This window comes from Pseudoalteromonas sp. S4741 (genome assembly GCF_005886135.1).
Classification (GTDB): Bacteria; Pseudomonadota; Gammaproteobacteria; order Enterobacterales; family Alteromonadaceae; genus Pseudoalteromonas; species Pseudoalteromonas tetraodonis.
This window is the reverse complement of sequence record NZ_PNCN01000004.1, coordinates 26,422-41,363: the sequence shown is the minus strand read 5'-3', so window position 1 is coordinate 41,363 and position 14,942 is coordinate 26,422. Positions and strand designations below refer to the sequence as shown.

Here is a 14,942-nt window from a genome sequence, read left to right as displayed (position 1 = left end):
TAAACAGGGATTGAAACTATTTCACAGCATTTTGATGATGATATTTTTTTATAAACTAATAACAATTTTAAATGAATTTTATTTACTACATTTATATAGCTTATGCGTTATGTCTAAAGCGATGCACAAACAAACAAAAAAAGCGGCCTAAGCCGCTTTTATTATTTGCCTTTTTTAGGCTAGCTTTTTAAACAATTCTGTACGCAAAATACCATAATCGTTGTGCATATCCGTGGCTAAACACGGTTTTGCTAATGCATCAGCTAACGGCTTTGGCATATCTAATTCAACATTAAGGATATCCTCAACGCTGTCTTTAAATTTGGCCGGATGCGCAGTCGCTAAAAAAATCCCCACAGCATCTGCTGCCTTATTTTCTACAAGACCTTGGTAAGCAATTGCGGTGTGAGGCTCTGCAATATAGCCAAGCTGTTGAATTTTTTTCATCACTGTTTGTGTTTGCTGCTCATCAACACTCACCGAATAAAAGTTATCATAACTAAACCAGTTATTATCTAACATTGATTGCACACGTGGCCAGTTATTAGGTTTACTCACATCCATTGCATTTGAAAGCGATTCAATTGTCGCATTAGGCGTCCAATTTTTATCAAGCATAAAGCGCGGTACTGTGTCGTTTTGGTTTGTAGTCGCGCTTAGTTTACCTACAGGCATACCAATAACCGCGCCAATCATAGCCGCACACACATTACCAAAGTTACCACTCGGTACTGAAATATGCGCTGTAGCACGCTTTTCTTTTGGCAGCTGTGCAATGGCTTCAAAGTAATAACACACCTGCGCGACTAAACGGCTAATGTTAATTGAATTTGCTGAGTTTAAACCTAACTTCGATTTTAGCTCTTCATCTAAAAATGATTTTTTAACCAATTCTTGGCAATCATCAAAACTACCCTCAATCGCATAACAATGAATGTTGTCACCAAGCGTTGTAAATAACTTTTGCTGCGCTAATGAAATTTTACCTTTAGGGTATAAAATAACGACATCAATATTTGGTTTGTTATAAAAAGCATGCGCTACGGCAGCCCCGGTATCACCCGATGTTGCAGTTAAAATAGTGACTTTTTCACCTTGATTAAATTGCGCCAAGCACTCGGCCATAAAACGGCCACCAAAATCTTTAAATGCCAGTGTTGGGCCGTGAAATAACTCTAAGCAATAGGTATTATCTTCAACTTCCACCAGCTTAACCGGAAAGTTAAACGCATTCTTAACCATCTGGGCAACAGTATCACTTGGTAGCTCGTCACCAATAAGGTGCGATAAAATTTTGCCGCTGCGAGTAACAAAGTCCATATCTAGTAATGCATCAACATCACTTAATGGCGCTAACGACTCTGGAAAAAACACACCTTGATTACGCCCTAGTCCTGTTTTTACAGCTTCAACAAACGACACTTTTTGTGAATATTCTTTTAAATTATGTAATTGCATGACTCTTTATCCTATAAAACATTTAATTGACGCGTGCCGTCGTTATCTAATTTACAAATATGGCAAAAGCCTTGCTCGTTGATGTAATTTTCCTCTAGCCACTGCGCGCATTGCTCTGCCGCTTCAAGCGTTTTACATACACTAAACAAGGTTGGCCCTGCGCCTGAAATACTCACAACTTCAGCACCCAGTGCTGGTAAGCTTGCTTTGGCATCACTAAAGCCGCTTATAAGTGGCGCACGGTATGGCTCTGCTATTTCGTCTTTCATAATGCTTAATGCATCATCAAAACGCCCTGTTAACAGTAAGCTACTAAACGCCGATAAACGCTGTGCAAACTCAACCCCGGCATGCATACTGAGCTCTTTTGGTAAAACAGAGCGGGCTTTTGCGGTATTGAGCGAAAAGCCCGGAAATGCGGCGACGTAATACCAGTTTTCATCAACAGGTAAAGCAATAGATTTATCAGGAATTAAATCACCGGTTAGCTGTAAGCCGCCTAAATAACACGGTGTGATGTTATCGTAATGGCGCCCCCCACTTACAATGGCTTCAAAATCTGCCATAAGCTCAATGAGCTCTACTTGGCTTAAATTAGTTTTGGCAAATTTATCCAGTGCTGCAAATGTCGCCACCACAGAGCAGGCACTTGAGCCTAATCCCGAACCAATCGGCAAATTTTTCCTAAGTTCGAGCTTTACCGCAGGCATATCAGGCGCAACATGCGCTCTAAAGTGCACTAAACACTGATACGCTAAATTTTCTTGCGCATTACTAGGTAGCTTATGTGCGTAGTCGCCTGTACAAATAAATTCATCACTCGATGCGGCACTAACAATCGCCACATCACCTAATAAACCGCCATCAATGGGCGCAAGTGCGGCGCCCAGCGCATCAAAGCCAACGGCAAAATTACCAATAGACGCCGGAGCATATACTTCAATCATGACTGACTCCTAGCGAGATAATGTTTTTAAGATGTCTGCAAATACACCCGCAGCCGTTACTGCAGAGCCTGCCCCATAACCACGAATTACAAACGGACGCGGTTGGTAGTATTGGCTTAAAATAGCCAGCGCATTTTCACCATCACGAATAACATTCAATGCATGTGATGAATCCACCGCTTCGATTCCGACTTTACAGTGACCATTTTTAATTGTGCCTACGTAGCGAAGTACTTTACCTTCACTTGCTGCACTTTGAACACGGTCGTTAAAACCAGCATCTAAACTAGGTAATTTCGCCATAAACTGCTCAACATTGTCATCTTGGGCAAAACCTGGCGGTAAAACCGACTCCACTTCAATATCGCTAAGCTCTAATTTCATACCGGCTTCACGTGCAATGATCAGTAATTTACGTGCTACGTCAGTTCCCGATAAGTCATCGCGTGGGTCGGGCTCTGTAAACCCGCTTTCTTTGGCTTTAATTGTTGCCTCAGAAAGTGATAAACCATCTTCTAGTGCACCAAACATGTATGAAAGCGAGCCTGATAAAATACCACTAAACTCAAGTAACTCATCACCTGCACCAAACAACGATTGCAAGTTATCGATTACAGGTAAACCTGCACCTACGTTAGTTTCGTATAAAAACTTACGATTATTTTTATGTGTTGCTGCAATTAAATCTTGGTAATACGTATATGAGCTCGTGGTGGCTTTTTTATTGGCAGCCACAACATGAAAACCTGCATTTAAAAAATCTACATATTGTGCAGCTAAGGCATCTGATGAAGTACAGTCAACTAGCACTGGATTAACTAAATGATTTTGCTTAACAAACTGCTCGACCAGTTTTAAATCAAACGCTTGCTCTGACTGCGCCAGTTTTTGCTGCCAATCATCAAACGCAATCCCCTCACCATCAAGGTGTAATTGACGAGAGTTGGCAACACCATATAGGTTTAATTTAATATTACGCTTTTCAAGCCATGCTTGTTGACGCTCAAGCTGGTTAATTAGCTCCTGGCCGACTAAGCCACAGCCCAATAAAAACACATCAATTGAAGGTACATGAGTAAAGAAGTTTTCATGGCAAATTTTAACCGCGTCATTACATAATTCACCGTCAATAACGGCTGAAATAGCACTTTCTGTTGAATCTTGCGCTATGGCAACAATGTTTACTTGCGCTTGTGCAAGCGATGCAAAAAACTTAGCCGCCAACCCTTTATGGGCACGCATGTTATCACCAACTAACGTTACTATTGCTAAATTACGTTGCACATTTACCGGCTCAATGAGCCCCGCTTTTGACTCTAAGTCAAAGGCTACTTGCAACGCACTTAACGCTAGATTTAAATCGCTTTCATGCACACAAAAGCTAATGCTAAATTCACATGATGACTGGGTAATAAGTACAATTGACACGTTATCATGGGCTAATGCATTAAATACTTTCGATGCCATGCCCACTTTGCCCTTCATACCTGGGCCTGAAACGGTCAACATAGCTAAGTTTTGCAAGCTTGAGAGTGCTTTTACTGGTTCATCAGATACCGTATCGTTACTAATTAGTGAGCCCTGTGCGTCTGGATTATGCGTGTTTTTAATTTCGCATGGCACCCCTGCTTTTGCACACGGTAGGATAGTTTTAGGGTGCAATACTTTAGCGCCAAAATAAGAAAGCTCCATCGCTTCTTTATAAGACAGGAAATCAACCTTAGTGGCTTTTTTGATATAGCGCGGATCGGCGCTGTAAACACCATCAACGTCAGTCCAAATTTGACACACTTGTGCTTCTAAACACGCTGCAGCAATCGCTGCCGAGTAGTCAGACCCATTACGACCAAGTGTTGTGAGCTCCCCTTCATCATTACTTGCGGTAAAGCCCGGCATAATATAAACCGTCGCAGGGGATTCTTTTAACACGGCTTGAAAACGTGCCTTACTGGCCACTAAATCCGCTTCTGCGTCTATGTATCCGCCGGTTGAAACAATACAATCTGTTGCTTGTAAATAATGCGCGTTATGATCGGCTAATAGGCTTTGCATTAGCGATACGCTAACACGCTCACCAAAGCTAATAATGAATGCTCTGACCTTATCAGGGCAGCACTTTATCAGTGCAATACCATCAAGCTTATTTTTAAGTTCGTTAAAGTCAGGCCAGTTTTGAACTGCTCCTTGCTTTTCCTCTACCGCCGCTTTAAGCGTATTGCATCGGCTAGTCAGTGAATGCCATTGTTCACTAAAGTCATGCCCCTGCTCTGCAGTACTAGCTAAATTAACTAACGAGTCCGTCATGCCACCTGGGGCTGACAGTACCAGTAACATTTCATCTTTTAATTGTGCCTTAGCGAGTGCAGCAACTTGCTCTAAACAGGCAAAATCAGCGAGCGATGAGCCACCAAATTTTAATACGCGCATTTTTTATGTTTCCTCATTCCATAAAACGAAAAAAGGCCTGTGTTCTAAGTGAACACAGGCCTTTAAATTTGTTGCACCGACCTATGCCACTATCCAGTAAGAATGGTGGTTGTAATAATAATGGTCGTTACAAGACTAAATGTTTTCATAAGCTTAAGACTGCCTTAACACAGGCTATTCTGTCAACCCTAAATTAGCAGATAAAACAGTCTTTTTCATCATGAATTTTATTAATAAATGCCAAACTTATGCAAAACTGCACTCAGTTGCGTTTTATTAATTGGTTTATGAATAAAATCAATTGCGCCCAGTTGTGCGACACGTGCTTGCATTTTTTGTTGGATATCAGCAGAGATCACTAATACATAAGACTCTATTTTAGAAATTTTGATTTGCTCAAGTACTTCAATACCGTCAACTTCAGGCATGGTTAAATCAAGACACAAAAGATCGAAATGCCTTTGACGCAATTGCTCCAAAGCGTCTTTACCGTTAGTTGCTTGCTGAATATCGGCATCAATACACTCTTTTAAACAGCGTATTACCTGTTTGCGAGCAACGGTGGAATCATCACAGACTAAAATAGAAAAACGCATTATAATGACTCATTAATTAAACTTATACAAAACACCTAAACCCACAGTAAAATTAGTTGGTTGCCCAATCCGCAACAGTCAAAATTATAACCAAATTAGCAACGAGCAGATTATTTATTGTAACTTCTATTAAAGTTATCAATAAAATGCTTAATTGCACAATACAAATTAGTAAATTAACTATTTCCAAGTAAAAAACAGCCTATCCAAACCAACGGTTCTCAAACAGAAACCCCATGCATATAAAACAGAATGATTGCTTATTTAACAACGCTAAATAGCAATATTATAAAATATATGTTTATTTTTAATCATTTATTAACTAATGTTTATAAGCGTACATTAACAGTTGAATAATTTAAGGAAATATAAGCCTCCCATGCCGCAAAAAAGTCTTTCAACAAAGTTACTCACTCGGGTTTTATCAGTTTATTTTATACTGACCTTTGTGGTGACCTGCGGGCAAATTTTCGCAGAGTACGTCAATACTAAAGATTACATACGCAATGAACTTGGCACATTACAAAAGACCTTTGGTAGAAGTTTAACCAGAGCAATTTGGGAGCTAAATATAAAGCAAACCATCACAACCGCCGAAGGATTACTCGATATACCTATGGTTGAGGGGGTTATTATTCGTGACGATAATGGCGCTATTATTTCTCAATTAGGCCGCGCGCTAAATATTCACAATCTTTACAGTCAGCAACTTGTGCAAGAAGATGTCATGGTAGAGGACACCAAAGCCGGTTTATTTGGCTATACATTCCCACTTATTTTTGAGTTTTCAGGACGAGCAACGCAAGTAGGCGATGTTACTTTATTTTCTAGTCGCGATGTAATTTTTAGTCGCATTATGCTCTCTATCTACTTTTTGATTGGTAATGCCATGATTAAAACAACCTTTTTAATCATCTTATTTTTAATTGCATTTAGAAAGTTACTCACCGAGCCCCTTACTCAATTAACCGAGCAAATTGAATACCTTGAGTTAGAAGAGCTTGATGGTCAACAGGTTAAAATAGTCACCGATGAAAATAACGAGCTTAAAGTAATGGAACGCTCTTTTAACAATCTGATTTCGAAGGTTGTTGAGTATAAAAAAGAGTTAAAACAAACTCAGCATGACCTAATTGAAAGCAATCAAAAACTGGATAAACAAAACTTACAACTTGAACAGGATGTTGCGCGTAAAACATCAAATTTAAGCCAAGCAATGATCGATCTGCAACAACAAAAATATGAACTAGAGCGACAAAAAGCAGTATTAACAGAAGAAGTCGATTTACGAAAGCAAACCGAACAAGAACTGTTAAGCAAACAAACTCAGCTACAAAGCTCGCTCGATGAATTAAGCTTTGCGCAAGAGCAACTGGTTGGCTCAGAAAAAATGGCGGTATTAGGCGGCTTAGTGGCGGGGATCACTCATGAAATTAATACCCCTATTGGTATCGGCGTTACTGCCACCTCTTTTCTACAAGAGCGATTAACCGAAATAGAAACTGCGTATAAAAATAAATCATTATCGTCTGCGGCGTTAGAAGGCTTTATTAATGATGCAGCACAAAGCGCTCAACTGCTCTCTCACAACTTAGAACGAGCCTCAGATTTAATAACCAGCTTTAAACAAATTGCGGTAGATCAGGCCAGTGAAGCCCTAAGAACAATTAACTTTAAAGACTACATCAACGAAGTTATACGCTCTTTGCACCCACAAATTAAAAAAACATCTCACAGCATTCGCCTACATTGCCCAGATGATTTAATTATTAACTTACCTGCGGGAGTTATTAGCCAAATATTTACGAACCTAATTATGAACTCATTAGTGCATGGTTTTGAAAATATAAACAGCGGCCAAATCACCATAGATGTGAATACTGATGAAAACGACCTCATCATTAATTATCAAGATAACGGTTTAGGTTTAAAACCGGCTCAACTAAAGCGTTTATTTGACCCATTTTTTACCACCAAGCGTGATGAGGGTGGCAGCGGCTTAGGTGCCCATATTATTTTTAATCTAGTAAAACAAGCGCTCAATGGTAAAATTGAAGTAAGTAGTGAGCCTGGGCAAGGGTTACACTACCGTATTTCGTTCCCTAAAAACATGTCATCTCCCCTGCCACTTTTTAAACTCGATTAAGCTAAATCAGCCGTTTCTAGAAGCGGCTTTTATTGCTATGATTGCACAAATTTTTTAAATGGATCATTCCCCTATGTGGTTTAGTAACCTTATATGCTATCGCTTTAAACAAGACGTTTCATACACACAAGAAGACTTTGATAAGGCATTAGAGCAAGATCTATTTCGTCCGTGTACTGGCCAAGAGTTGGCAACATTTGGTTGGACAAAAGCATTTGGTAAACATGGTGAAACTCTTTCTCATTTCTCACAAAAAAGTATTTTAGTGTGCGCTAAACGTGAAGAAAAAGTATTACCAGCCTCGGTAATAAATGAGCTGGTAGCAGAAAAAGTTGAGCAGATTGAAGCCGAAGAAAATCGCCCAGTAAAGAAAAAAGAAAAAGATGAATTAAAAGAAAACATCTTACACACCTTATTGCCACAAGCATTTAAAAAATCGAGCTTGCAGTTTGCTTTTATAGACCAAGAAAATGGGTGGGTGGTAGTTAATAGTGCAAGCTTTAATAAAGCAGAGGAACTACTTGCTCTATTACGTAAATCATTAGGGACATTACCCGTTGTTCCTGCGTTTGCTAATTATGATTTAGACGTATTTTTAACTGACTGGCTTACTAACTTTAGTACTCCAGAGGGCTTTGCAATTGGATCAGACGCTGAACTTGAAGAAGCTGATGACAGTGGCGCCCAGGTAAAGCTTAAAGGCCATGACCTATCGTGTGACGAAGTGAAGTCGCACCTTGAAAGTGGTAAGCGCGTTACTAAGCTTGCCCTTGATTGGCAAGAGCGCGTTAAATTTATGCTACAAAACGATGGCTCAATTAAACGTTTAAGCTATTCAGAAACACTTAAAGAAGAAAATGCCGATATTCCTAAAGAAGATATGGCGGTTAAACTAGATGCTGATTTTATTCTTGCATCTGAAGAAATTAAGCAATTGCTAGAAGAGCTTACACAGGGCTTAGGTGATGCTGAAGATTTAGCGTAAAAGCTTTATAAAATAGTATTACAACTAAAAAGCACGATTAAATCGTGCTTTTTATTGCTCAAAAATTTAGCTAAACATTTTTTTTACGTCTTCAACCATATGCAAGTATTCCTCACTCTCAAACATTTCTAATGAAGGAAAAATGCCTTTATCAATATAGGTTTGTAGCGCCGCAGATTTATCTGATACTTGTAGGGTTCCCTCAAGGATTGCACCAATGCGAATAAAGTCGATATAACTCACTTCAGCAGTACGATGATTCACATCTGCCCAGTGCTGTGCAACCTCTACAAACACATCAGGGAATTCCCATGCTTTCATTATTGAGCCACCAATTTTACCGCTTAAACGTTGAATTGCATGCGCCAAAAAACTCGGATTGGCAAACACTTCTGGGTGTCGCTCAGCCTCAGTTAAAATCGGTAACACCCCAATATTATAAACCAATGAAGCTAGTGTAATGGCATCACGGTTAAGCGAAGTGTGAGTATTTCTTTTTAAGTAAAACTCCATTAATGAAATAGAGTGCGAGGCCACATGCAGCGTTTTATGCCACGCCTTTCCCATGTAACCTTTTATTAACTCGTTGTTAGATACAAATAACTGCTCCATTGCAATGGCTGTAGCAATATTTTTTATTTGCCTAAGCCCAATGCGTGTAACAGCTTGGTGCAAGTTAGACACCTTTACAGCTCGGCCCATAATTGCACTATTTGCGACTTTGATCATCCGCGCCGACAATGCAGGATCATGTGCTATCACATCTGACATTTGCATCAAATTAACATCGGGGTTATCTGCGGCTTGGCGAACCTTAATCACTACCTCAGGTAACGTAGGCAACACCAGTGTGTCGTTGTTAATTCTGTCAACTAAAATAGTCAGTAAGGCATTTTCTGTAGACATAAAATATCCCTTTGCTTAATGACCTACACTTTACAGCAAGTCTTATATTATTAATTATTTCAAAGCTTAATAGTATTAAACATATACCTAAAATAAAAAGAATTGTAGATAATTATTGATTATTTACCAGCGCCCCTCATTAGTGCACTCTAACGCCTAATACTTGCTATTTGCTAGTATGTTTTGCTTTAATGCAAACATGCTAAGGCACACTAATACTCATTCAGTACCTTAATTTACAGTATACAAGTTATAAAATAGACTTTTTAAAGGCAAAATAATGAACTTAAATAAAATTAGCCAAGCAATACTGCTCTCTGGCATCGTTTTTCTTAGTGCCTGCTCTGAGCAAGCACCGTCTTCAAACAATACGCCGCAAAGCTCAGCGCCAACGGCTTCTCAAGCGCCTTCAGGGCCAACACTCGTTAATATTGACCGTCAACGCTTAGACATATACACAGACTTTAGCTTACAAAGCGATTTGTCACACTTATCTGATAACCAAAAAGCCATGGTTGCCAAGCTTATTGATGCTTCAAAAATTATGGACGATTTATTTTGGAAACAAGCATTTGGTGAAGATAAACAAAGCTTTTTAGCACAATTAGATGATGAAAAAGTACGTCAGTTTGCAGATATAAACTACGGCCCATGGGATCGCTTAAATGGCGATGAAGTATTTTTATCTGGCTATAAAGAAAAGCCGCTTGGGGCAGGCTTTTATCCGGCCGACATCACCAAAGAAGAGCTTAATAACGCTGATGTAAAAGATAAAACAGGGCTTTACTCACTTATTAAACGCGATGAACTAGGTAATTTATACAGCACGCCTTATTCAGAAGAATATGCCGTAGAACTTGCCCAAGCAGCTAAGTTACTTAGAGACGCTAGCAAATTAGCTGACGACAAAGAATTTGCCAACTACCTAAACTTACGAGCTGACGCAATACAAAGCGATGACTTCCAAGCCTCTGACTTTGCTTGGATGGATATGAAAAATAACCCTATCGATGTTGTTATTGGCCCAATTGAAAACTACGAAGACCAATTATTTGGTTACCGTGCCGCCTATGAATCGTATGTACTAATTAAAGATTTAAAATGGAGCGAGCGCCTGGCCAAATTTGCAGCGTTTTTACCTGAGCTGCAAAAAGGCTTACCTGTTGATAGCAAGTACAAGCAAGAAGTACCAGGATCAGATGCTGACTTAAATGCCTACGATGTTGTTTATTATGCTGGGCACTCAAATGCCGGCAGTAAAACCATTGCAATTAACTTACCCAATGATGAGCAAGTGCAGCTAGAAAAAGGCACACGTCGCTTACAGCTTAAAAATGCAATGCGAGCGAAGTTTGATAAAATTTTAGTCCCTATCGCAGAGCAGTTAATTGTGCCAGAGCAACGTAAACACATTACCTTTGATGCATTTTTTGCTAACACTATGTTCCATGAAGTAGCTCACGGTTTAGGAATTAAAAACACCATAACGGGTAAAGGTACTGTTCGCCAATCACTTCAAGAGCACGCTAGCGCCTTGGAAGAAGGTAAAGCCGATATTCTTGGTTTATACATGGTTGAACAGTTACTTAAAAAAGGTGAAATCACCGAAGGTACATTAGAAGATTACTACACCACTTTTATGGCGGGTATTTTCCGCTCAGTGCGTTTTGGTGCTTCAAGTGCACATGGTAAAGCAAATATGATCCGCTTTAACTTTTTTGCTCAAGAAGGTGCCTTCTCTAAAAATGAAGACGGCTTGTATAGCATCAACATGGATAAAATGGGCGACGCTATGGCTAAATTATCGCGCCTTATTTTAACCCTACAAGGTGACGGTGATTACGAAAAAGTTGATCAACTGATTGCAACTCATGGCGATATTAAAGCGGAACTAGCTAAAGATTTAGAAAAGTTAAGCAAAGCGAACATCCCTGTAGATGTAACCTTCAAACAAGGTAAAGAGGTACTTGGCCTTAATTAATAAAAACCAACCACATAAAAAAAGCGTTACACTGTAACGCTTTTTTATTATTTGAATTATTTATCACTCATCACTTTACGAACAACCGGCTCAAGGCTTGCCATTCCCCACTGCTTACCGGTTTCAATCGCAGACTCTATATCAGCACCTTGTTGATGGGCTGAAATAGCCATTAGCGCACCAACACGATTACTGCTCGCACAATGAACAACCACTGACTCACCTTTAAGTTCTTCTAAAAGGCTAGCTAATCGTTTTGCATTGTCGATGTTTACATCTTGTGCACCTGCAATCTCAATTGCGTGATAGCTCATTCCTAAAGAATTGACTAATGCCCCTTCATCCCAGTCTTGCTCATCTGCTGCACGTAAATTAATAACATGCTTAACATTAGCTTGCGACAATTGCTTAAACTGTGCATCACTGGGCTGGGCTGCTGAAAAAACCAAGTTGTTATGTGCTGCAAAGTTTTTAATATTAGCGTTATTTACCACATCTATAACTACAGGTTGCTCACTGGCTATCACTGTTGATACTGCAACTGCAGCAATAAATACACTCGTACAGAGTTGTTTGATTAATTTCATACTACCCCCTCAAAGTAACTCATTTTGATTTTTAAAAATGCGCTTTTAATTGCTCTATCTGCTCATGAGTATAAGGTACACTCGGAAACTTGCCCCATACAGGCGCAGGCCATGCAATATCTGTTTTGAAGCGCGCTATATGATGAATGTGTAATTGCGGCACCATATTACCCAATGCGGCTACATTTAACTTATCAGGATTAAACACCTCCATTAACAAATGACTGAGTTTCGCTGACTCGTGTAAATAAGTAATTTGTTGCTGCTCGGTTAAATCAATAATCTCTTTTAAGCCCGCTATTCTGGGGACCAATACAAACCAAGGATATTGGCTGTCGTTTAATAGCAACACTTTACAAAGTGGCCAATCAGCCAGTTCAATACAATCTCTTTTCAGTTCAGGTACTAAGGTAAATGATGTTTTGCTCATGTTAAAGTCCTTAGATTATTTTACCGCACACTTTATAGCATTTAGTTGCAGTTGAACACGCTTGTGCTTTACCATCGAGATAATTTTATGTAAGTAAAGGCAATCCTGTGTTAAAAAAACTAAAACATCTCTCACTGGCAATTCCCCTACTCGCGGGCGCATTAAGCGCAGAAGCTGAGCCGCTAACGCTTGAGCGTATATTTGATGATCCGAGCTTAGCAGGCAAATCTCCGGTACAACTTAAGTTTTCGCCTGATGGTAGCCGGGTTACCTACTTACAAGGTAAAACCGATGACTATAACCGCTACGATTTATGGGAATATAATTTAAAAGATAATACCAACCGGTTGTTAGTTGATTCGGCGCAGTTATTTTCAGGCCCAGAAAATCTCTCCGATGAAGAAAAAGCACGCCGCGAACGCCAACGTATTTTTGGAAAAGGTATCCTTGAATATAAATGGTCAAAAGATGGGAAAGCACTGTTATTCCCTCTTAATGGCGATCTTTATTACTATGACTTAGATGCTAAAAATAGTAAAAAGCTGACTAACACAGACGCATTTGAAACCGATGCGCGTTTCTCTCCAAAAGGAAATTTCGTATCCTTTATCCGAGAGCAAAACCTATATGCACTAGAGCTGGCTTCAGGTAAAGAAATTCAGTTAAGTAAAGATGGCGGTGGCGTAATTAAAAACGGCATGGCCGAATTTGTGGCGCAAGAAGAAATGAGCCGTATGACCGGTTATTGGTGGGCAAATGATGAATCTAAAATCGCCTTTACTCGCGTTGATGAAAGCCCTGTTCAAGAAGCGATTCGTAACGAAATTTATGCTGATGAAGTAAAACTATTTAACCAGCGTTATCCATTTACTGGCACCAATAATGTTGACATTCAACTTGGGGTGGTAAAGCTTAATGATCAAGCAGTTGACTGGATTGACTTAGGCGACGATAAAGATATTTATATTGCCCGCGCTAAGTGGCTAAACGACAGCAATACGCTCTCTTATCAATGGCAAAACCGCTCGCAACATAGCTTAGAATTACGTTTTTACAACACTAAAACAAAACAGCAAACCGTTGCTTTAACTGAAAAAAGTGATACCTGGATCAACTTGCATTTTGACCTTGAATTTTTAAAAGATAAAAAGCATTTTGTATGGGCCTCAGAGCGCGATGGATTTAAGCACCTTTATTTATATCGTAATAACGGCCAACTTATCCGCCAGATTACCGCAGGTGCTTGGGTCGTAGATAGCCTAAAAGGGATAGATGAAAAAAATGGCGTTGTTTACTTTGCTGCACGTAAAGATACCCCGCTAGAGAGCCATTTATACAGTGCGCCTTTATTTAAAAAAGGGGCTATGAAGCGCATTACTGAAAAAGGCCAATACCATAATGTCGTTCTAGCGAAAGATAATAAAACTTTCATTGATAATAGCTCATCGGTTAATAAGCCAAATTCAGCTGCACTGCGCAAAATTAATGGTGAGTTTATTACGTGGCTTGAAGAGAATAAGCTTGATGACTCTCACCCACTTACCCCGTATCTAACTGATTTAGCCCAGCCCGAATACGGTACAATTACCGCTGAAGACGGCCAAATTATGCATTACCGTTTATTTAAACCAGCAAATATGGCAAAGGGTAAAAAGCATCCGGTTATTGTCAACGTTTACGGTGGTCCTCATGCTCAGCGAGTAACCAATAGCTGGCGCAGTAAAAATTTATATTTTCAATACATGGCGCAACAAGGTTATGTAATTTTTCAACTTGATAACCGAGGCTCTTACAATCGCGGTAAGAAGTTTGAAGATGCGATTTATAAGCACTTAGGCGTTGTAGAGGTGGCGGATCAAATCAAAGGCGTTGAATTTTTACGTACTCTTGATTACGTAGACCCTGCTCGCATAGGTATATACGGCCACAGCTACGGTGGCTATATGGCGCTAATGACCATGTTTAAAGCAGGCGATTACTTCAGCGCGGGTGTATCTGGTGCTCCGGTTACCGACTGGGCTCTATACGACACCCATTATACCGAGCGCTATTTGGGTCACCCTGATACTAATGCCCAAGGCTATATCGACAGTGCGGTGTTCCCATACGCTGAAGGCTTAAAAGGCCCATTAATGATTTACCATGGTATGGCCGATGACAACGTATTATTTACCCATGCCACTAAATTGTTTAAACAGCTGCAAGATAACAATCAACAGTTTGAAATGATGACTTACCCGGGCTCAAAACATAGCCTTCGCGGTAAACAAGTTCAAACTCATTTACATCAAACTATAACAAACTTCTTTAACCGTAATTTTAATACAAAGTAACTAAAACTGGGTTAATTATTCGACTAAAGGCTGATATAAGTATCAGCCTTTTTTTATGCAGATAAGCTATATTGAAACGTCAACAAACAATAATTAAATTCATTATAAGCACCCGTTAAATAAAAGTTCGGCCTATCCTTTTTATT

Annotated in this window: 11 protein-coding genes; 4 read left to right on the top strand and 7 right to left on the bottom strand. The window is 39.6% G+C overall.

Annotated features, from left to right (window positions below):
• Positions 1-174: 174 nt before the first annotated feature.
• The 4 genes from thrC to CWC30_RS00580 all read right to left on the bottom strand — a co-directional run bounded on the left by thrC (position 175) and on the right by CWC30_RS00580 (position 5,428).
• Positions 175-1,458, bottom strand: coding sequence for a threonine synthase (gene thrC / locus CWC30_RS00595; protein ID WP_036979887.1), 1,284 nt, complete (start codon positions 1,456-1,458; stop codon positions 175-177).
• Positions 1,459-1,469: 11 nt separating this feature from the next.
• On the bottom strand, positions 1,470-2,405 hold the full coding sequence (gene thrB, locus CWC30_RS00590) for a homoserine kinase (RefSeq protein WP_138626139.1): 936 nt from the start codon (positions 2,403-2,405) through the stop codon (positions 1,470-1,472).
• A gap of 9 nt (positions 2,406-2,414) precedes the next feature.
• A complete protein-coding gene (gene thrA, locus CWC30_RS00585; RefSeq protein WP_138626138.1) occupies positions 2,415-4,832 on the bottom strand; it encodes a bifunctional aspartate kinase/homoserine dehydrogenase I in 2,418 nt (805 codons plus the stop codon).
• Between the two features lie 230 nt (positions 4,833-5,062).
• A complete protein-coding gene (locus CWC30_RS00580) occupies positions 5,063-5,428 on the bottom strand; it encodes a response regulator (RefSeq protein WP_171034663.1) in 366 nt (121 codons plus the stop codon).
• Positions 5,429-5,807: 379 nt separating this feature from the next.
• Here CWC30_RS00580 and CWC30_RS00575 point away from each other — a divergent pair, with 379 nt between their 5' ends.
• The gene (locus CWC30_RS00575; RefSeq protein ID WP_138626136.1) at positions 5,808-7,574 is read left to right on the top strand and encodes an ATP-binding protein; all 1,767 of its coding nucleotides are present in this window, start codon (positions 5,808-5,810) and stop codon (positions 7,572-7,574) included.
• Positions 7,575-7,647: 73 nt separating this feature from the next.
• Positions 7,648-8,559, top strand: a complete 912-nt coding sequence (gene rdgC / locus CWC30_RS00570; RefSeq protein WP_076922031.1) for a recombination-associated protein RdgC — start codon at positions 7,648-7,650, stop codon at positions 8,557-8,559.
• Between the two features lie 66 nt (positions 8,560-8,625).
• Here rdgC and CWC30_RS00565 read toward each other — a convergent pair whose 3' ends face one another.
• Positions 8,626-9,465: an HDOD domain-containing protein gene (locus CWC30_RS00565; RefSeq protein ID WP_138626135.1), complete on the bottom strand. Its 840-nt coding sequence runs from the start codon at positions 9,463-9,465 to the stop codon at positions 8,626-8,628.
• Between the two features lie 280 nt (positions 9,466-9,745).
• Between CWC30_RS00565 and CWC30_RS00560 the strand changes: the two genes are divergently transcribed.
• The gene (locus CWC30_RS00560) at positions 9,746-11,446 is read left to right on the top strand and encodes a DUF8614 domain-containing protein (RefSeq protein WP_138626134.1); all 1,701 of its coding nucleotides are present in this window, start codon (positions 9,746-9,748) and stop codon (positions 11,444-11,446) included.
• A gap of 56 nt (positions 11,447-11,502) precedes the next feature.
• Here CWC30_RS00560 and CWC30_RS00555 read toward each other — a convergent pair whose 3' ends face one another.
• Both CWC30_RS00555 and CWC30_RS00550 read right to left on the bottom strand, forming a co-directional pair.
• A complete protein-coding gene (locus CWC30_RS00555; RefSeq protein ID WP_036979911.1) occupies positions 11,503-12,033 on the bottom strand; it encodes a protein tyrosine phosphatase family protein in 531 nt (176 codons plus the stop codon).
• Between the two features lie 31 nt (positions 12,034-12,064).
• On the bottom strand, positions 12,065-12,463 hold the full coding sequence (locus CWC30_RS00550) for an HIT domain-containing protein (protein ID WP_138626133.1): 399 nt from the start codon (positions 12,461-12,463) through the stop codon (positions 12,065-12,067).
• A gap of 107 nt (positions 12,464-12,570) precedes the next feature.
• Between CWC30_RS00550 and CWC30_RS00545 the strand changes: the two genes are divergently transcribed.
• A complete protein-coding gene (locus tag CWC30_RS00545) occupies positions 12,571-14,796 on the top strand; it encodes a S9 family peptidase (RefSeq protein WP_138626132.1) in 2,226 nt (741 codons plus the stop codon).
• The last annotated feature ends 146 nt before the right edge of the window (positions 14,797-14,942 follow it).

What these genes read in the sequence shown, in the direction of transcription:
- thrC (WP_036979887.1), bottom strand. Translation starts at nt 1,458, where the DNA reads ATGCAATTACATAATTTAAAAGAATATTCACAAAAAGTGTCGTTTGTT.
- thrB (WP_138626139.1), bottom strand. Translation starts at nt 2,405, where the DNA reads ATGATTGAAGTATATGCTCCGGCGTCTATTGGTAATTTTGCCGTTGGC.
- thrA (WP_138626138.1), bottom strand. Translation starts at nt 4,832, where the DNA reads ATGCGCGTATTAAAATTTGGTGGCTCATCGCTCGCTGATTTTGCCTGT.
- CWC30_RS00580 (WP_171034663.1), bottom strand. Translation starts at nt 5,428, where the DNA reads ATGCGTTTTTCTATTTTAGTCTGTGATGATTCCACCGTTGCTCGCAAA.
- CWC30_RS00575 (WP_138626136.1), top strand. Translation starts at nt 5,808, where the DNA reads ATGCCGCAAAAAAGTCTTTCAACAAAGTTACTCACTCGGGTTTTATCA.
- rdgC (WP_076922031.1), top strand. Translation starts at nt 7,648, where the DNA reads ATGTGGTTTAGTAACCTTATATGCTATCGCTTTAAACAAGACGTTTCA.
- CWC30_RS00565 (WP_138626135.1), bottom strand. Translation starts at nt 9,465, where the DNA reads ATGTCTACAGAAAATGCCTTACTGACTATTTTAGTTGACAGAATTAAC.
- CWC30_RS00560 (WP_138626134.1), top strand. Translation starts at nt 9,746, where the DNA reads ATGAACTTAAATAAAATTAGCCAAGCAATACTGCTCTCTGGCATCGTT.
- CWC30_RS00555 (WP_036979911.1), bottom strand. Translation starts at nt 12,033, where the DNA reads ATGAAATTAATCAAACAACTCTGTACGAGTGTATTTATTGCTGCAGTT.
- CWC30_RS00550 (WP_138626133.1), bottom strand. Translation starts at nt 12,463, where the DNA reads ATGAGCAAAACATCATTTACCTTAGTACCTGAACTGAAAAGAGATTGT.